Source organism: Mycobacterium sp. NGS57, from assembly GCF_059812405.1.
This window is the reverse complement of sequence record NZ_JCALCP010000005.1, coordinates 18,602-36,266: the sequence shown is the minus strand read 5'-3', so window position 1 is coordinate 36,266 and position 17,665 is coordinate 18,602. Positions and strand designations below refer to the sequence as shown.

18 protein-coding genes and 1 tRNA gene are annotated in these 17,665 nt (G+C 70.1%); 11 read left to right on the top strand and 8 right to left on the bottom strand.

What is annotated here, in order from left to right:
- Positions 1-9: 9 nt before the first annotated feature.
- Positions 10-81, top strand: a tRNA-Val gene (locus tag AC5Y43_RS11085).
- Here the strand turns inward: AC5Y43_RS11085 and AC5Y43_RS11080 are convergent.
- The 3 genes from AC5Y43_RS11080 to AC5Y43_RS11070 form a co-directional block, all read right to left on the bottom strand.
- Positions 41-826 carry a DJ-1/PfpI family protein gene (locus AC5Y43_RS11080; RefSeq protein ID WP_499972829.1) on the bottom strand — a complete coding sequence of 262 codons (786 nt, stop codon included), beginning with the start codon at positions 824-826 and terminating at the stop codon, positions 41-43. The two genes, AC5Y43_RS11085 and AC5Y43_RS11080, sit on opposite strands and share 41 nt — an antisense overlap.
- A 163-nt stretch (positions 827-989) precedes the next feature.
- A complete protein-coding gene (locus AC5Y43_RS11075) occupies positions 990-1,655 on the bottom strand; it encodes an adenosylcobinamide amidohydrolase (RefSeq protein ID WP_499972288.1) in 666 nt (221 codons plus the stop codon).
- A 20-nt stretch (positions 1,656-1,675) separates the two neighbouring features.
- Positions 1,676-4,963, bottom strand: a complete 3,288-nt coding sequence (locus AC5Y43_RS11070) for a LuxR family transcriptional regulator (protein WP_499972827.1) — start codon at positions 4,961-4,963, stop codon at positions 1,676-1,678.
- Positions 4,964-5,061: 98 nt separating this feature from the next.
- Between AC5Y43_RS11070 and AC5Y43_RS11065 the strand changes: the two genes are divergently transcribed.
- Positions 5,062-5,727, top strand: a complete 666-nt coding sequence (locus tag AC5Y43_RS11065) for a nitroreductase family protein (RefSeq protein WP_499972287.1) — start codon at positions 5,062-5,064, stop codon at positions 5,725-5,727.
- Positions 5,728-5,732: 5 nt separating this feature from the next.
- Positions 5,733-6,851 carry an epoxide hydrolase family protein gene (locus tag AC5Y43_RS11060; RefSeq protein ID WP_499972824.1) on the top strand — a complete coding sequence of 373 codons (1,119 nt, stop codon included), beginning with the start codon at positions 5,733-5,735 and terminating at the stop codon, positions 6,849-6,851.
- A gap of 41 nt (positions 6,852-6,892) precedes the next feature.
- On the opposite strand, the gene AC5Y43_RS11055 is transcribed toward AC5Y43_RS11060, so the two are convergent.
- Both AC5Y43_RS11055 and AC5Y43_RS11050 read right to left on the bottom strand, forming a co-directional pair.
- Positions 6,893-7,678: an SDR family NAD(P)-dependent oxidoreductase gene (locus AC5Y43_RS11055; protein ID WP_499972285.1), complete on the bottom strand. Its 786-nt coding sequence runs from the start codon at positions 7,676-7,678 to the stop codon at positions 6,893-6,895.
- Positions 7,678-8,493, bottom strand: a complete 816-nt coding sequence (locus AC5Y43_RS11050) for an oxygenase MpaB family protein (protein WP_499972284.1) — start codon at positions 8,491-8,493, stop codon at positions 7,678-7,680. Before AC5Y43_RS11050 ends, AC5Y43_RS11055 begins: the two co-directional genes overlap by 1 nt.
- Positions 8,494-8,544: 51 nt before the next feature.
- Here AC5Y43_RS11050 and AC5Y43_RS11045 point away from each other — a divergent pair, with 51 nt between their 5' ends.
- Complete coding sequence (locus AC5Y43_RS11045) at positions 8,545-9,477, top strand: cobalamin biosynthesis protein (RefSeq protein WP_499972282.1); 933 nt, start codon at positions 8,545-8,547, stop codon at positions 9,475-9,477.
- Here AC5Y43_RS11045 and AC5Y43_RS11040 read toward each other — a convergent pair.
- The 3 genes from AC5Y43_RS11040 to AC5Y43_RS11030 are packed head-to-tail and all read right to left on the bottom strand — an operon-like array spanning position 9,459 to position 11,387.
- The gene (locus AC5Y43_RS11040; protein ID WP_499972281.1) at positions 9,459-10,277 is read right to left on the bottom strand and encodes an SURF1 family cytochrome oxidase biogenesis protein; all 819 of its coding nucleotides are present in this window, start codon (positions 10,275-10,277) and stop codon (positions 9,459-9,461) included. The genes AC5Y43_RS11045 and AC5Y43_RS11040 overlap by 19 nt on opposite strands.
- Entirely contained in the window at positions 10,277-10,768 is a 492-nt protein-coding gene (locus AC5Y43_RS11035) for a low molecular weight protein-tyrosine-phosphatase (RefSeq protein ID WP_499972280.1), read from the bottom strand. The genes AC5Y43_RS11040 and AC5Y43_RS11035 overlap by 1 nt, the downstream gene beginning before the upstream one ends.
- Positions 10,761-11,387 carry an HAD-IA family hydrolase gene (locus tag AC5Y43_RS11030; RefSeq protein ID WP_499972822.1) on the bottom strand — a complete coding sequence of 209 codons (627 nt, stop codon included), beginning with the start codon at positions 11,385-11,387 and terminating at the stop codon, positions 10,761-10,763. Before AC5Y43_RS11030 ends, AC5Y43_RS11035 begins: the two co-directional genes overlap by 8 nt.
- A 201-nt stretch (positions 11,388-11,588) precedes the next feature.
- On the opposite strand from AC5Y43_RS11030, the gene cobC reads away from it, so the two are divergent.
- From cobC to AC5Y43_RS10995, 7 genes are all read left to right on the top strand, one after another.
- Entirely contained in the window at positions 11,589-12,617 is a 1,029-nt protein-coding gene (gene cobC / locus AC5Y43_RS11025; RefSeq protein ID WP_499972278.1) for an Rv2231c family histidinol phosphate aminotransferase CobC, read from the top strand.
- The gene (locus AC5Y43_RS11020; protein ID WP_499972276.1) at positions 12,614-13,762 is read left to right on the top strand and encodes a Nif3-like dinuclear metal center hexameric protein; all 1,149 of its coding nucleotides are present in this window, start codon (positions 12,614-12,616) and stop codon (positions 13,760-13,762) included. Before cobC ends, AC5Y43_RS11020 begins: the two co-directional genes overlap by 4 nt.
- Entirely contained in the window at positions 13,759-14,496 is a 738-nt protein-coding gene (locus tag AC5Y43_RS11015; RefSeq protein WP_499972274.1) for a zinc ribbon domain-containing protein, read from the top strand. The genes AC5Y43_RS11020 and AC5Y43_RS11015 overlap by 4 nt, the downstream gene beginning before the upstream one ends.
- Positions 14,493-15,587, top strand: a complete 1,095-nt coding sequence (locus AC5Y43_RS11010) for a bifunctional RNase H/acid phosphatase (protein WP_499972272.1) — start codon at positions 14,493-14,495, stop codon at positions 15,585-15,587. The genes AC5Y43_RS11015 and AC5Y43_RS11010 overlap by 4 nt, the downstream gene beginning before the upstream one ends.
- A gap of 249 nt (positions 15,588-15,836) precedes the next feature.
- Positions 15,837-16,112, top strand: a complete 276-nt coding sequence (locus tag AC5Y43_RS11005) for a hypothetical protein (RefSeq protein ID WP_499972271.1) — start codon at positions 15,837-15,839, stop codon at positions 16,110-16,112.
- Positions 16,113-16,519: 407 nt separating this feature from the next.
- Positions 16,520-17,080, top strand: a complete 561-nt coding sequence (locus AC5Y43_RS11000; protein WP_499972269.1) for a nuclear transport factor 2 family protein — start codon at positions 16,520-16,522, stop codon at positions 17,078-17,080.
- A gap of 92 nt (positions 17,081-17,172) precedes the next feature.
- Positions 17,173-17,646 carry a CAP domain-containing protein gene (locus AC5Y43_RS10995; protein WP_499972268.1) on the top strand — a complete coding sequence of 158 codons (474 nt, stop codon included), beginning with the start codon at positions 17,173-17,175 and terminating at the stop codon, positions 17,644-17,646.
- Positions 17,647-17,665 lie beyond the last annotated feature (19 nt).

Below are 17,665 nucleotides of genomic sequence, written 5' to 3'. Positions count from 1 at the left end.
CGGCTTCAAGGGCGCGTAGCTCAGTGGTAGAGCTCTGGTTTTACACACCAGCGGTCGGCGGTTCGATACCGTCCGCGCCCACTGTTCTGGCCCGCTCGCGAGCCGAACCTGGCTGCGATTTCGGCGGCGTATTTTCGCGGTGCGGTTCGGCTCGCGGTCCATGGAAGGAGGCGCGGACCTTTCTGACGAAGGCCGCGCCGAACGCCTTCGCCGAATAGGGGTCCTGGCCGGTGATCAGTTCGCGATCCTCGACGACCTTGCTGCCCATCGGCAGGACCGTCTGTTCCACCTTGGCGCCGCGAGATTTGAGCAACTCGGTCGGGTCGTCTTTGAGATGTCCGCGGAAGCGGCGCGCCAACGGGATCGTCGACAACATCGTGTCCACCCCCGTCTTGAAGCAGGTCATGCGGTAGCCCTGGTAGGTCCAGCGGCCCTCGATGGTGGGGGCCGCCGCGAGTGCGGCCGGGGCGTGACAGATCAGCCCGGTGGGCCGTTGGGCGTCGTGGAAGTACCGAACAAGCGCGCCGAAGTCGTCGTTGAGGGAGTCGGCGAATGCGTCGCGGTGCAGCAGGTCGACCAGGGGCGCATGACCGCCCGGCACGAACATCGCGTCGAATTCGTCCAGGCGCCGGGCGTCGTGGGCGATTTCTTCCAGTTTGGCCGGCGTCGCCAGGCCGAGTTCGAGGAGCTCCCGGTAGCTGCTCAGGGCGGCGTCGCGCTTTTTCCGCGAGCCGGCGAAGTACATCAGACTGCACGAGGTGCCGTCGATGGTGGGAATCCTCGCGCCCGGTGTGGCGAACGCGAGCTCAAATCCAGCCTCCCGCATCGCGTCGGTCGGTTCGACCAGCTCACCCAGATAGGTGCCGGTCAGCTCGCTGCGACCTCCTCGTAGGGGAATCCGGTCGGCCGCTGACACCACCACAAGCACGCGCGGCCGCATCGTCGTTGGCATGTTGTCAGCGATACCCACGCCGCGCCGTGACAACCGCTTACACTCGCGGCTCCTCGAAGTGCTCCGCGATCCACGAGCGGGCGCCGGCGAGCACGGCGGCATGCACCGCCCGCGCGATGCGGGCGCCGGATGCCGAGCGGGGTCCGCCGAATGCCTCCGGTGTCCCGTCCGTCGGGCAGTGCACGACGACCGCGTCCGAGGCGGTCCCGGTGGCTCGTATCCCGGTCTCGTGCAACGCCTGTACCTTCGCCTCGGTCGCGGTGGCCGCGGCGTTGACCAGGGCGCCCTGCGACAGCCGCACCGGCACCGCGATAACGACGTTGATCGTGCCGACGCGGTACGGCGCCTCGCGGCGGAAGTGGTGGTCGGGCGCGGCCGCCCAGGCCGGGCTGGACAGGCCGACGGTGGCGGCGGCGTGCACGCCGCCGTCCGCGGCCAGGTGATGGCGGGTCACGTCGACAGCGGTGAGCAGCCCACCGCCGGTGCCGACGAGCCCGAGCCCGGCGCCGATCTCGGTCAGGTGGTGGTCCGGGTCCATCCGGTCGTAATCGAGCGGGACCGTGGCGTTGATCAACCAGTCGCGGGCGCCGATGCCGCCGCCGAGCGGGCCCGACGAGATGCACAGCCGGGGCTCGGCGAATTCCCAGACGAGGACCGGGAGCCGTCGAGCTTGTTCGACCCGCTCGGTCAGCCTGGGATGCACGGTCCCATCCTCGCGCACGGTCAGCTGTGACGCGCGGCCTCCTGGGCGAGCTGCACCCGCGAGGTCAGCCCCAGCTTGCTGTAGACGTGGGTGAGGTGTGCCTGCACGGTGCGCGGCGAGACGAACAACCGGGCGGCGACGTCCTTGTTGCCCAGGCCCGCACTGACCAACCTTACGACGTCGAGCTCGGCGCGGGTCAGCGACGCCCAGCCGGTGGCGGCGCGCTTGCGTTCGCCACGGCCGCGCTGCGCGTAGGCGATCGCCTCCTGGATCGATAGCGCCGCTCCTTCGGCCCATGCTGCGTCGAAGTCGCTGTCGCCCAGCGCTTCTCGAACCGTGGCGATCCTGCGATCGTCCTCGGCTTCGAGCGCCTTGAATCGCACCAATCCCATGCTCTGGCGGGCGGTGTCGGCCGCGCCGAACAGGCGTGCCGCGACCCGATGGTTGCCGGCATCACCCGCGACCATGGCGAGGCAGTCGAGAGCAGAGGGGACCACGAGGTCAGCCTCGAGGTGGGCGGCCAGGTCGAGGGAGTCGGAGGCATCGCGTTCGGCGGCGTCGAGTTCGCCCTGCGCGATCTCCACGCATGCGCGCGACACCAACGAGAGCGACAGGCCGCGGCCGTTGGTCACCGCAACTATGTCGTCGGCCCAGCGACGAGCCGCGGCGAGATCGCCGCACGCCAACGGCGCCAACGGTGCCCAGCAGAAGGTCGAGGCGATCATGCGATCCAGGCCGCTGCGGCGGCGCGCTGCTTCGTAGGCTTGCCACGCCGCGGCCGCGTCTCCTGCCGCCAGGTGGGCGATGCCGAACGCGGTGTGGACCGGACCTTCGTAGAATTCGAAGAGCGCGGATGCGCTGCGGAGCGCCGCCTCCGCGGCAACGCGAGCACCGGCCACATCCCCCGTGTGGGCGAGCGCATATGCCCGAAGCACGCGCGTGTACATCGCGTACATGGCGTCGTGGGCCGCGGCCGAATCCTCGGCGACCTCACCCAACCGAACTGCCGCGCCGCGCGGGTCGACACCGAATAGCTCCATCCAGCCCAGCGCCAAGCGGCACTGGCGGGAGACGAAGGCGTCGTCGATGTCTGCCGCTGTCCGAAGTCCTTCCTCCGCGGCGGCCTGAACAGCAGAAAGCGATTCGTTGCCGATGAGGCCCGAAATAGCCTGGTGGGCACGGATTTGAGCCAACGTCGGCAAATCGCCGAGATCCCGGGCGATACCGGCCGCCTCGGTGTAGTACAGCCGTGCGGTGTCGGCATCGTTGGCAGCGATCATCCCGCAGGCGGTCAGCGTCCGCATCACGGGCGAAGGGTCGCCAAATTCGCGCGCCACCGCCAAGATTCGCACGGCCTCATCGAGGACGTCGGCCCTGCCGAGCTGGGAGAGCAGTTGGGCCTTGTTCGCCGACGCTCGCACGTAGGGCGCCGAAATCGCCTCGCCCGCATCGGCAAGGGCGGTGCCGAGCCAGTTCAGTCCTTCCTGGATGCGTCCACGCGTCAACCACAGCGGTTGCAGTGACGACGCCAAGGCGAGCGCGAGCTCAGCTTCTGAAAGCTCCCGACTCCACGCGAAAGCGGCTCGCAAATTGTCGATTTCGGTTTCCGCCCACTCGATTCGCCGTTCGTGGTCGGCGTCACCCGGCGTGTCGAGCAGGGCGGCCGTCGCGGTGCAGTGGTCGCGATGACGGGTCCGTACGCCGTCGCCTTCCCGGGACTCGACGAGCTTTTCCTGCGCGTATTGGCGGACGGTTTCCAGCAGTCGGTAGCGCGTACCGTGCGGGCCGTCTTCGGCGACGACGAGCGACTTGTCCACCAGCAGCATGAGCTGGTCGAGCACCTGGTAGCGCTCCATCTCGTCGGTGACCGCTTGGGCGGCGTCGAGATCGAACCCGCCGTAGAACACCGCCAGCCGGCGGAACAATCGCTGCTCGGGCTCGGACAGCAGTTCGTGGGACCAATCCACCGAGGCGCGCAGCGTCTGTTGTCGACGCACCGCGGTGCGCGCTCCGCCGGTCAGCAGGCGGAAGCTGTCGTGCAGGCTGGTCAGGATCTCCGTCGGCGACAACGCACGGATCCGCGCGGCGGCCAACTCGATGGCCAGCGGCAGCCCGTCGAGCCGGCGGCAGATCTCGGTCACGGCCTCGGCGTTATCGGCGCTCACCCGAAAGTCGGGCTTGGTCCGCCGGGCGCGATCGGTGAAGAGTTCGATGGCTTCGTCCGCCAACGACAGCGACGGCACCCGCCAGCTCACCTCGCCGGTCACGCCGATCGGCTCGCGGCTCGTGGTCAGCAGCGTCAGTCTCGGACAGACGCCCAGCAGGTCGATGATCAGTCCGGCGCTGGCGTCCAGCAGGTGCTCGCAGTTGTCCAGCAGCATCAGCATGTGGCGATCGCGAATGAACCGGCGCAGCACGTCCATCGTCGGCTGACCCGGCTGGTCGGGCAGACCCAGAGCGCGGGCCACCGTCACCGGCACCACATCGGGATCGGTGATTGGTGCCAGGTCGACGTACCAGACCCCGTCGGCGAATTCGCCGGCCGCCTGAGCGGCGACCTGGATGGCCAACCGCGTCTTGCCGGCGCCACCGGCGCCGGTCAGGGTGACGAGCCGGTTTTCGGCCAGGGTCGCGCGGATTCCCTGCATTTCCGTTTGGCGTCCGATGAAACTGGTGAGCTGAGCCGGAAGATGTTCGGCGGCAACGACATTGGCGGTGCGCAGTGGCGGGAAATCGTTGTGCAGATCAGCGTGGCAGAGCTGGACGACGCGCTCGGGGCGGGGCAGGTCGCGCAGCGGGTGGGTGCCCAGGTCGGTCAGCGTGACGCCGTCCGGGAGTTGGTCGACGACAAGCGGTTCCGTCGCGCCCGATAGCACCGTCTGGCCGCCGTGGGCCAAATCACGCAGCCGCGCGGTCCGGTTGATCGTCGGGCCGATGTAGTTCCCTTCGTCGCGCATCTGGATGTCGCCGGTGTGCACGCCGATGCGCAATTTGATCGGCGCCAGCGGCGCCCGCTGCAGCTCCAGCGCGCAGGCCACCGCGTCGGCGGCACGGGCAAACGCGAGCACGAAACTGTCGCCCTCGCCCTGCTCGACGGGCCGCACGCCGTGGTGGGTTGCGATGGCGCCGGACAGGGTCCGGTCGAGGCGCGCGATCGCGCCCCGCATGACGTCGGGCTGGGTCTCCCACAACCGGGTCGAACCCTCGACGTCGGCCAGCAGCAACGTGACCGTTCCGGTCGGAAGGTCGCCCATGACCGCGTCCATCCCTGGGTCGCTCCAGCTAACTTCGCTCATGCTAGTCAGCATGCGGCCGCCCGCGGCACCGAACATCAGCGAAATCGCCAACATTTGCGCTGCCGGGACGCGTAGGCGCTGCGTCCGGCCGGCCGTGTTGAATCATGGCCATGACCCAACAAGCACCCCTGAACATGCCCCTCGAAGAGGCGATGCGGACCCAGCGTGCGATCCGCCGCCTCAAGCCCGACCCCGTCGACGACGCGCTGGTCCTGCATCTGCTCGAGCTGGCGACCAAGGCGCCGACCGGTTCGAACGCGCAGAACTGGGAGTTCGTCGTGGTCAAGGACCGCGCGGTTGTCGCGAAGCTGGGCAAGTTGTGCCGCACGGCCATGAAACTCGTCGGGCCCGCCTACAACCGGGCCCTCAAGCGCCACCCGGACGACAAGTGGCAGCGGACATTGAAAGCCGTGCGATGGCAGACGGAGCACTTCGACGACATCCCGGTGGTCGTCGTCGCGTGCCTGAGGGGTGTCGTCGTGCCCTGGCCCCCCATCGCGGCGAGCAGCTCCTACGGTTCCATCTATCCCGCGGTACAGAACCTGTTGCTGGCGGCGCGCGCGGCGGGGTTGGGCGCCGCGCTGATCACCATGCCGCTGTGGAGCACGCTGTTGGTCAAGCGCGCGCTGGGCTTGCCGCGAAACGTCACGCCGTGCGCGGTGATTCCCCTGGGGTGGCCGATGGGCAAATACGGGCCCACCACGCGGCGCCCGGTCGGGGAGATCGTTTCGCTCGACCGGTACGGCAACCGGGCGTTTCGGCAGGGGCGATCGTGAACGCGGTGAAGCCGTTTCGCATCGACGTTTCCGACGACGTCCTCGACGATCTGCGGTCGCGATTGGCGCGCACCCGGTGGCCCGAAGCCGAATGCGTAGACGACTGGAGTCAGGGCATGCCGCTGGCCTACACCCGCGAGCTGGCCGGCTACTGGGCCGACGACTACGACTGGCGCCCGCGCGAGGCCGCGCTCAACCGCTTCGACCAGTTCGTCACCGGCATCGACGGGCTCGACATCCATTTCGTCCACCAACGCTCGCCGCACGACGACGCCTTCCCGCTGGTGATCACCCACGGCTGGCCCGGCTCGATTGTCGAGTTTCACAAGGTGATCGAGCCGCTGACCAATCCGCCGTCCGGGCGTGCGGAGGACGCCTTCCACGTCGTGTGCCCGTCGCTTCCCGGCTATGGCTTCTCGGGCAAGCCCGCCCGCACCGGGTGGGGCGTCGAGAAGACCGCCGAGGCGTGGGAGGCGCTCATGCTGCGCCTGGGCTACGACCGCTACGGCGCCCAGGGCGGCGACTGGGGCGCGGCGGTCACCACCCAGATCGGCCGAAACCGGGGCCACTGCGCGGCCATCCACCTGAACATGCCGATCGGGCGGCCCACCAAGGAATCGATGGCCAACCCGACCCCCGAGGAGCAGCGGGCCATGGCCGGGCTGGCGGAGCACCGTAAGTGGGGCACCGGCTACTCCAAGCAGCAGTCCACCCGGCCGCAGACGGTGGGTTACGGGCTGGTCGATTCGCCGGTGGGGCAGCTGGCGTGGATCGTCGAAAAGTTTTGGGCCTGGGCGGATTGCGACGGGCATCCCGAAAACGCGTTCACCCGGGATGAGCTGCTCGACAACGTGATGGTGTATTGGGTGACCGGCACCGGCGCCTCGTCGGCGCGGCTGTACTGGGAGAGCTTCCGGGCGTGGGGACAAATGGATCGCGTCGAGTTGCCCACCGGCGTCGCGGCTTTCCCGGGCGAACTGCTGAAACCGCCGCGCAGCTGGTGCGAGCCGGCCTACAACATCACCCACTGGACCGACATGCCGCGCGGCGGGCATTTCGCCGCGTTCGAACAGCCGGAGCTGTTCGTCGAGGACCTCCGCGCGTTCTTCGCGACGGTGCGCTAAGTGGGGCGAGCAGACGCAAAAGCACCCGACACGCCGGTGTTTCAGGAGCTTTTGTGTCTGCTCGCGCCATCTCGGGCGAGCATCGGGCCGCTGGCGGAATAGCCGCCGTCGACGGCCAGCGCCGCCCCGGTGACGAACGACGCCTCGTCGCTTGCGAGAAACAGTGCGGCCGAGGCGAGTTCGGCGGGGTCACCCCAGCGCGCCATCGGTGTCGGCAGGTAGTCGCCGGGCGGCACCTCGGCGTCGGGCTTGGCGCCGGCCATCCCGGTAAAGGTCATGCCGGGGCAGATCGCGTTGATCCGCACGCGCGTCTTCGCGTAGTCCAGCGCCGCCGATTTCGTCATCTGCACCACCGCCGCCTTGGCCGCGGCGTAGCACGACAAACCTTTCCAGCCGACCAGCCCGGACGCCGAGGCGGTGTTGACGATCGCCCCGCCGCCGCCGTCGAGCATCGCCGGGATGGCGTATTTCATGCCCAAAAACACGCCTTTGAGGTTGATCGCGAGGATGGTGTCGAACACCGCTTCGTCGATGTCGGCCAGTGCAGCGTGCGGCCCACCGAATCCGGCGTTGTTGAGCAGGATGTCGACGCGGCCGAAACTGTCGATGGCAGCGGCGATCATGCGTTGGACGTCGTCGGCGACGGTCACGTCGACGTGCACCGGCACGCCGACATCGCCGAGCTGCTCGGCGATGTCGCTTTCCTGCCCGCTGATGTCGGCGCACACGACGCGGGCGCCTTCGCCGGCGAATCGTTTGGCGGCCGCCCACCCGATACCCGAGCCGGCACCGGTGATGATGGCGACCTTGCCGGCGAGACGTCCCACTAGACGATCCGCCAACCCCGGCGTGCGCGAAAACGCATGTCCCACAGGTAAACCTGGTAGCCCAGGATCCACGCGCGGTGCGGGATGAGCCGGTCGGCCAGCCGCAGGGCGGCCAAAAGCCACTCGAACCGGCGCTGCTGGCCGGGGGACCAGTCCAGTCGCATCATCTCGCGGAACTCCGGCGCCAAAAACCCCGTCGTCGCAAACAGGTTCAGCGGTCCCGCCAGGGCTCGCAACGGCCACGGCAGAAACACCACCGAGGCCACCCCGCGCAGATGTTCCCGCACCGGCGGGTCGATGTGCAGCTCGTCGAGCGAACGCTTCCAGTACTCGTCGAACGCGGCCCGGTCCGGTGGCCACATGCGTTCGGCCACCTGCAGCGTGGTCCCCAGCCGCTTGGCGTCGCGATAGACGGCGTCGGCGGTGGCGTCATCCAGGGGGCCGTGCAAGAACTCGTGCTGATCGACGAAATAGCGGTACAGGCATGCGGCCACCCACAGCTGCAGCTTGGGGTCGAAAGCGTTGTAGGACACCGGGCTTGCCGACGTCGAACGAACCTGGCGGTGCGCGCCGTCCACCGCGGCGCGGATCAGGGCCCGGTCGGACTCGGTCCCGACCGTCGCGACCGCCAGGTAGGTCCCCGTGGTGCGGGCCCGCTTGAACGGATGCTTGTAGACGTTGCCGCTGTCCACCGGGCTTTCCAGCACCCCGTAACCGACGCCGGGCAGGGACAGCTGCATGATCACGTTCGCGGCGGGCAACAACATCGCCGCCGGGTTCAGCAGGTCGGCGACCCGGGTCGCTGGGCGCTTCATGACGGCTGTGACCTCATTCGTCGAGTACACCATGTATGAGACGCTGCGGGAATGTTTGCGACGACGTGGCGGACCCGGGCCGCCGGCGTGTTCGCCGGCTACCTGGCCGACCTCGCGCTGGGCGACCCGAAGCGGGGCCATCCCGTCGCGCTGTTCGGTCGCGCCGTCGCCACGCTGGAGCGGGCCACCTACCGCGACGAGCGGGCCGCCGGCGCGGTGCACGTGGGCCTGACCGTGGGCGCGGTGACCCTGCTGGGCGCGGTCGCCGAACGCCGCGGCGGGCCCTGGACGCTCACGGCGGCGACGTGGACGTGCCTGGGCGGAACGTCGTTGGCGCGCGCCGGGTTGCAGATGTCGCGGCTGGTGGAGGGCGGCGACGTCGAGGGCGCCCGGCGGCTGCTGCCGTCGCTGTGCGGGCGCGACCCTGCCCGGCTGGACGGCGCGGGCCTGACGCGCGCGGCGCTGGAATCGGTCGCGGAGAACACCTCCGACGCGGCGGTGGCGCCGCTGCTGTGGGCGGCGGTGGCAGGGGTGCCCGGGGTGCTGGCCTATCGCGCCATCAACACGCTGGACGCGATGATCGGCTACCGCTCCCCGCCGTATCTCCGATTCGGTTGGGCCGCAGCGCGGTTGGATGACCTCGCCAACTATCTCGCCGCGCGGGTGACCGCGGGGCTGGTGGTGGTGTGCGCGCCGCTGGTCGGCGGTTCGGGCTCGGGCGCGGTGCAGTCCTGGCGCCGCGACGCCGCCCGGCACCCCAGCCCCAACGCCGGTGTGGTCGAGGCGGCGTTCGCCGGGGCGCTGGGCGTCCGGCTCGGCGGGCCCACCCAATATCGCCACGAGCTGCAGATCCGGCCAACGCTCGGGGACGGTCGGGCGCCGGCGGTGGCCGACCTGCGCCGCGCGGTGGCGCTGTCGCGGGTGGTGCAGGCGGCGACGGCCGCGCTGTGCGTCGGGCTATTGGCCTACCGCCGGCGGCCGTAGCGGTCGGCGAGCTTGTCCTCCACGGTCTGGGGGGTCGCGGGAGCCCCCGCGGCTTGTTGCTTTTCCTGCCGCCGGACCCGGATTTCGGAGTACACGAAGTAGCCCAACAGGATCGGCGCCACGATGCCGAACGAAATCCACTGGATGCCGTAGGACAGGAACGGCCCGGCGTCGAGGTGTGGCACACCGATTACGCCCAGCCCGCCGGGCTGGCCCTCGACCAATTGCAGATAGGACCCGGCCAGCGGGACCTTGGTCAACGTAGCGACCTGTGCGGTGTTGATCGAATACACCTGCTGCACACCGTCTCCGACGAACGGGTCCCTGCCCGGTGCGGCGGGTTCGGAATCGCGCAGCCGTGCCGTGATCGTCACGGGCTCGGCCGGCGGCCGGGGGATCGCGGGCACATGGGAGCCCTGCTCGGGCCGCACGTAGCCGCGGTCGACCAGCACGGTGGGCCCGCCGTCGACGGCGAACGGCGCCAGCACCTCGAACGCCGGGTCGCCGTCGACGACCCGCAGCCGCGCCAGCACCTGAAGGTCGGACAGGTAGTGCCCGGTCGCCGTCACCCGGCGCCACTGCGCGCCCGGAGCTGCCGAGTCCTGCTGGGGCAGCACGGTTTTCAGCGGCACGGGCGGGGTGTTGAGGGAGGATTCGATCTGGTGGTTCTCCCGCGACGTCCTGGTGTTCTTCCCGAGCTGCCAGGGCGCGAGCACCATGAAGCACAGGTAGGTGAAGGCGACGACCACCAGCGCCAGCGCTATCCAGCCCGGGCGCAGCAGGAAGGCGAGGCGCCGCATCAGCCGTGTCCGTTCCCCGCGAGCCGTTCGTCGACCCAGGCGTGCAGACCGGGCAGCGCGGCCTCGATGACCGCGAGCACCTCTTCGAAGTCCTGCGGGTCTCCGTAGTACGGATCCTCGACGTCCGGGGCGTGGCTGCCCGAGCGGGGGTCGAACGACCGCAACATGCGGATCCGGTCGTCCTCGACGCCAAGCTGCCGCAACATCCGAACGTGGTTGCGGCCCAGGGCGATCACCAGATCGGCCGACAGGTGGTCCTCGTCGAGCTGAGCGGCGCAATGGTCGGTGGAATAACCGTGCGCGCGCAGCACCCGGGCGGCGCGGTCGTCGGCGCAACTGCCGATGTGCCAGTTGCCGGTGCCCGCACTGGTCACCCGCACCGCGTCGGCCAGGCCGCGCCGCTGCAGTTGGTCGGCGAACACCTTCTCGGCCATCGGCGACCGGCAGATGTTGCCGGTGCAGACGAAGGTGATGTGCAGTGGTTCAGACACCCAGCGCCCTCCGTAGCTCCTCGATGGTCGCGGCGTGCCGGACAGCGCCGCTGGAGGACGGGTAGATGTCCGTTGACCCGTAGCCCCAGCCGACCACCACGGTGTCGATGCCGTGGGCGGCCGCGCCGTGCACGTCGTGGCTGCGGTCGCCGACCATGAGGACGCGCTCGGGGAGCGGCTCGAGCTGTTTGAGTGCGTGGGCCAGCACCTCCTCCTTGGTCTGGCGGGAGCCGTCGGGGTCCGCGCCCGCGATGACCTCGAAATGCCGGTCGAGCCCGAAATGGGCGAGGATGCGCCGCGCGGTCGGTTCCAGCTTGGACGTCGCCACTGCCAGCCGGACGCCGGCGGTGCGCAGGTCGGCCAGCAGTGTTTCGATCCCGTCGAACAGGGTGTTCATCGCCCAGCCGCGGGCGCCGTACTCGGCGCGGAAGGCCGCGATCGCCTCCTCGGCGGACTCGCCCAGCATCGACCGCAGGGTGTCGTCCATCGGCGGGCCGACGATCTGTGCGGTCAGGTCGCCCTCGGGCACCGCCGCGCCGATGTGGCCCAGCGCGTGCAGGAAGCTGGCCACGATCCCTTCGGCCGAGTCGGTCAGCGTGCCGTCGAGGTCGAAGATCACCAGCTGCGCGGTTGCGGTGGCGCCTGTCACCAGACCATTGTCCAAGATGCGTCGGGGATGGCCGCATCCCGGTGCGATGGTGTTCCTGCCACGCGCTTGCGGCGGCCCACTGATCGATGGTTGCGATCCGCGGCGCCCGGTCCCCAGCTTCGCGGGGGCACCCCCAACGCCGCGCTTGCGAGCGCAACTAGTGTTTCACTGATGGCGACTCTGAACCCGAGCCCGCCTGCGGCGCGCTATCACGGCGATCAGGCCGTCGCGCCCGGGATGCTCGACTTCGCCGTCAACGTCCGGCACTCGCAACCGCCGCAGTGGCTGACGCGGCGCCTGGCCGCGCGCCTAAAAGACCTGGCGCGCTACCCGGGTGCCGACGACGCGCGCCGCGCACAGGACGCCGCCGCCGAGCGGCACGGCCGAAGCCGCGACGAGGTGCTGCCGCTGGCCGGGGCCGCGGAGGGGTTTGCGTTGCTGCCCAACCTGCGCCCGGCGCGGGCGGCGATCGTCGCGCCGTCGTTCACCGAGCCGGCCGTGGCGCTGGAGGCGGCGGGGGTGCCGGTGCAGCACGTCGTTCTGGCGCCGCCGTTCGGGCTAGACGCTGCGCGCGTGCCCGACGACGCCGACCTGGTGGTGGTGGGCAACCCGACCAACCCCACCTCGGTGCTGCACGGCCGCGCGCAGCTGCTCGCGTTGCGCCGGCCGGGCCGGATTCTGGTGATCGACGAGGCGTTCGCCGATTCGGTGCCCGGCGAGCCGGAGTCGCTGGCCGGGGACTCGCTGCCCGACGTGCTGGTGCTGCGCAGCCTCACCAAGACCTGGGCGCTGGCCGGGCTGCGGGTCGGCTACGCACTGGGAGCGCCGGACCTGTTGGCGCGGCTGGCCGCGCGGCGCGCGCACTGGCCGGTGGGGACGCTGCAGCTGACGGCGATCGCGGCCTGCTGCGAGCCGCGGGCCGTGGCTGAGGCGGCGGCCGGTGCGGCCCGGTTGACCGAGATCCGTGCCGCGATGGTCGCCGGCCTGGCGGCGACGGGGGTCGAGGTGGTCGACGGCCGGGCCCCGTTCGTGCTGTTCCGCACGCCGGACGCCGAGGCGCTGCGAAACGCTTTGGAGCGCAAGGGGATAGCTATCCGCCGCTGCGACACGTTCGCCGGGCTGGACGGGCGGTACCTGCGGGCGGCGGTGCGGCCCGAGTGGCCGCTGTTGACCGACGCGATCGGTGAGGTGCTGCGGTGAGCGTGCGGCTGGCCGACGTCATCGAGGCGCTGGACGAGGCGTACCCGCCGCGGCTCGCCCAGTCGTGGGATTCCGTCGGTCTGGTGTGCGGCGACCCCGACGAGGCGCTGGACTCGGTGACCGTCGCCGTCGACGCGACGCCGGCCGTCGTCGACGAGGTTCCCCAGGGCGGCCTGCTGCTGGCCCATCACCCGTTGCTGCTGCGCGGGGTCGACACCGTGGCGGCCAGCACGCCGAAGGGCGCGCTGGTGCATCGCCTGATCCGCACGGGGCGTTCGCTGTTCACCGCGCACACCAACGCCGACTCGGCAACCCCGGGCGTGTCCGACGCGCTGGCCGAGGCCCTTGGGCTGACCGTGGAGGCCGTGCTCGAACCGTTGCCCGCCGCGGGCGATCTCGACAAGTGGGTCGTCTACGTCCCGAGCGAGAACGCGGACGCGGTGCGGGAGGCCGTGTTCGACGCCGGCGCCGGACACATCGGCGACTACTCGCACTGCAGCTGGAGCGTCAGCGGCATCGGGCAGTTCCTGCCGCACGAGGGTGCCTCGCCCGCGGTGGGCAGCGTCGGCAGCGTCGAGCGGGTGGCCGAGGACCGCATTGAGGTCGTCGCACCGGCGCGGGCGCGGGGCGCCGTGCTGGCCGCGATGCGCGCCGCCCATCCCTACGAGGAACCCGCGTTCGACATCCTCGCGTTGGCGCCGCCGCCGGGTGACGCCGGGCTGGGCCGCGTCGGCACGCTGCCGCAACCGGAACGGCTGCGCAGCTTCGTCTCCCGGGTCGGCGCCGCGTTGCCGCCGACGTCCTGGGGCGTGCGCGCGGCGGGGGATCCCGAAGCGACGGTGTCGCGGGTCGCGGTGTGCGGCGGCGCGGGCGACTCGCTGCTGGCCGCGGCCGCCGGCGCGGGCGTGCAGGCCTACGTCACGGCCGACCTGCGCCATCATCCGGCCGACGAGCATCTCCGGGCGTCCGACGTCGCGCTGGTCGACGTGGCGCACTGGGCGAGCGAATTCCCGTGGTGCGAGCAGGCCGCCGGCATACTGCGGTCCCGTTTCGGGGAGGCGCTGGCGGTGCGGGTGAGCGCGATCCGCACCGACCCGTGGGAACTCGGTTACCGCGAAAAGGGAGATGGGGGGTCCCGGCAATGAAAGCCGAAGTGGCGCAGCAACTGTCGCTGCTCGAGTTGTCGAAGCTGGACGCGGAGCTGTCCCGCATCGCGCACCGGGCCACCCACCTGCCGCAGCGGCAGGACCTGGACCGCATCCGGGCCGACCACACCGCCGCCAGTGACCGGCTGGGCGCGCTGCGCATCGCGGTGGAAGACCTGGACGCCGAGGTGACGCGATTCGAGTCGGAGATCGAGGCAGTGCGCCAGCGCGAGGACCGCGACCGCGCGCTGCTGAAATCCGGCGCCACGGACGCCAAGCAACTGGCTGATCTGCAGCACGAGCTGGAGACCCTGATGCGGCGCCAGACCAGCCTGGAGGACTCCCTGCTGGAGGTCATGGAACGCCGCGAGGAGCTGCAGACCGAGCTGACCTGCGAGGAGGGCGCGGTCGAGGCGCTGCAGTCCGAGCTGGAAGCCGCGCAGCACGCCGTCGATGCCGCGGTCGCCGAGATCGACGAGGCCCGCCAGGCGCATTCGTCGCGGCGCGACACGCTGGCCGCCAACCTGGATCCCGCGCTGTCCGCGCTGTACGAACGGCAGCGCGCCGGGGGTGGGCCGGGCGCGGGGCCGCTGCTCGGGCATCGGTGCGGCGCGTGCCGCATCGAGATCGGCCGCGGGGAGCTGTCCCGCATTTCCGCCGCGCCCGAGGACGAGCTGGTGCGGTGCCCGGAGTGTGGCGCGATCCTGCTGCGCGTAAGGGGATTCGAGCAATGAAGGTCGTCGTCGAGGCCGACGGCGGTTCGCGCGGCAACCCCGGCCCCGCCGGCTACGGCGCGGTGGTGCGCAGCGCCGACCGGTCGGCCGTGCTGGCCGAGAGCAAAGAGGCGATCGGCGTCGCGACCAACAACGTCGCCGAATACCGCGCCCTGATCGCGGGTTTGGCCGACGCCGCGACGATGGGCGCCACCGAGGCGGAGGTCTTCATGGACTCCAAGCTGGTGGTCGAGCAGATGTGCGGACGGTGGAAGGTCAAGCATCCCGACCTGATCGACCTGCACGCGCAGGCCCGCAAGCTGGCGTCGCGGTTCGACCGGATCAGCTATGCCTGGGTCCCGCGGGCCCGCAACTCGCACGCCGACCGGCTGGCCAACGAGGCGATGGACGCCGCGGCCGGCATCGAGAGCAAGCCTCGGAAACCCGCGAAAGCTGTTGCGGAGCAAGCCCTGACGGCCCCCGGCTGGACCGGCGCGCGCGGCATCCCGACCCGGTTGTTGCTGCTGCGGCACGGACAGACCGAATTGTCGGCGCAGCGGCGCTATTCGGGGCGGGGCAACCCGGCGCTGACCGATCTGGGCCGCCAGCAGGCCGGGGCGGCGGCGCGGTACGTCGCGGAGCGCGGCGGGATCGCCGCGGTGTTCTCGTCGCCGCTGCAGCGGGCCTACGACACCGCGGCCGCGGCCGCCAAGGCGCTGGGTCTCAACGTCACCGTCGACGACGACTTGATCGAGACCGACTTCGGCGCGTGGGAGGGGCTGACGTTCGGCGAAGCGGCCGAACGCGATCCGGAGCTGCACCGGCGCTGGCTGCGGGACACCGCCACGACGCCGCCGGGCGGGGAGAGCTTCGATGCGGTGCTGGATCGCGTGCTGCGGGTGCGCGACCGGATCGTCGCCGCGCAGGCGGGCGAGACGGTGCTGGTGGTCTCACACGTGACGCCGATCAAAATGTTGCTGCGGCTGGCGCTGGATGCCGGGCCGGGCATCCTGTACCGGTTGCACCTCGACCTGGCGTCGTTGAGTATCGCCGAGTTCTATTCCGACGGTGCGTCTTCGGTGCGCCTGGTGAACCAGACGGGCTATCTTTAGGCCGTATGGAGGCAGCGGTGCAGCCGTCTGAACAGCCGGATGGATCCGTCCCACCCGACGTCCGGGCACGGGTGATGCCGGCGGTGATCGACGAGCTGGCCCGTTGGGTGGGCCGAGCGGTTCAGCGTCGAGGCCCTCGCGGAGCGCCACCACCTCGACGCCGCGATGGTCTACCGCTACTGGGGCCGGCTCATTGCGCGGAGACCTGCTCGCCCTGGCCCGGGCGCTGGTCGCACCATGGTGCGGGCGGTGGCCATGGACCGTCCCGGGCATCACGGCGAGCAGACCCGGAAGATGTTCTGGGCGGCCCGCTTTCACGGGGTGCGGGCGGTGATCGATCGGGCCAGGGAGCGCGGAGAGTTGCGCGACGGCGTCAACACGCTGGCCGCCGTGATGCTGGTGGTGCTGGCGCCGGCTGAACATCAGCGCCCTCTACTCCGACGAGCCCATCGACGACGGGTTCTGCGCGGCCATCGCCGACATGGCGTGGCACGCGCTCCGCAAGTAGTTGACCGTCAGGCGTGAATGCTTCGCGGTCGCACCTGTCAGACCAGCACCGGGAAAGTTCGGCACAAGGTCGTTCCAATTGCGATAGCGAATGCGATATCACGCTTCGCTTTCGGCTTTGATATCGCAGGCGATATCCATTTCTGGAAGATGGTGGCCGCCCCGAGGGTGCTCGAGTGGCTCGTGTGACGGCGGTGGTCGTTGGGGCGGCGAGTGTGCGCCCCGGGCTTCCATTGTGAATCCTCGGCTTCGGATGTGAATGGCGGGCGGGGAAGATCGCCGGGATCCCGCCCTCCGTTCACACTGAAAGCCGTAGGTTCACCCTCGATCGCTGCGGTTCCGCTTTCGCGCCCAATGGGAGGAAAGCCCCCGCGACTCGTCGCGCCGTGGAAAGCTTCGTCAGGTCGCCCGCGGGAAGGACCTTCATGACCGAGCTCATCGACCCGACCAAGACTTTCCGGCTCATCGAAGAGCGGATCGCGAGGACCACCAACCCCCGGCATCTGCTGATGCTCAGGCGGCTTCTCGACCATGCCGTGGGCGAGGCCAAGCTGGACCTCGATCTCGTGATGTCAACGCTGGCCGTGGAGCCGCGGTATGTCGCCTGGGGCGCACCGCCGGACATGAGCCCGGTGGGACGGGCCGCGGTCCGGACCTTCTACGAAGAGACGATCGTGAAAGGCGGCCAGTGGTTTCTCGAACTGGCGATGGACCGGATCGTCGTCGACGACGACACGATCGTCACCGAAGGCTACATGCGCTCCCTCTACTACGGTGCCGACGTGGCGCTGCGGGGCTTTCCCGTCGACGACCAAAACGCCTTCTACCTCTTGACGCTGCGCATGCTCATCGTCTGGCCGTTCGATGCCGAGGGCTTCATCGTCGGCGAGGAAACCTACAGCGCCGTCACGACGCCCGACTTCTTCACCAAGGTCGAGGCATCCGAGGTTCCGCAGCGGTTCCGCGACTTCGTCGCCGCGCGCTGAGCCCCGCTTGCCGCCGACCCTTGACTTTTCACAGTCGGCGGTGGATAGCATTGATTTGCCAGAAACAAGTCAGTGCGGGGGCAAGAGGCACCATGACGAGGCAAGCCAAGATCGTCGGCATCTGCGCGGTGGGAACCGCGTTCATCAGCGCTCTGGGAACCGGTTCTGGTGCTGTTGCGCGAGCAGACAATTCGGCCGCGGTGTTCAACGGCGTCAGCCGGGTTCGCCAGACGTGCGGCACGCTCGGCGACGACCCACGGTTGACTGCGGCCGCGCAGCGGCACGCCGACGACATGCTGAGGAACGGTGTGGACGGCCACACCGGTTCGGACGGCTCTTCCCCGCAGACCCGCATCGCGGATGCGGGCTACAGGGCCAACCGCACCGGCGAGATCGTGTACTGGGCCACCGGACCCGCCGCGACGCCCAGCGCGGCGGTCGACCAGTGGATGGCGAGTCCTCCGCACCGCGCGATCATCCTGAACTGCGCCTTCACGTCCGCCGGGTTCGCCACCGCCTCGGACGGACGGAAAATGACCGCAGTCGGGGATTTCGCCGGTCCGTAAAACCGGCTCGAGCGCTTAG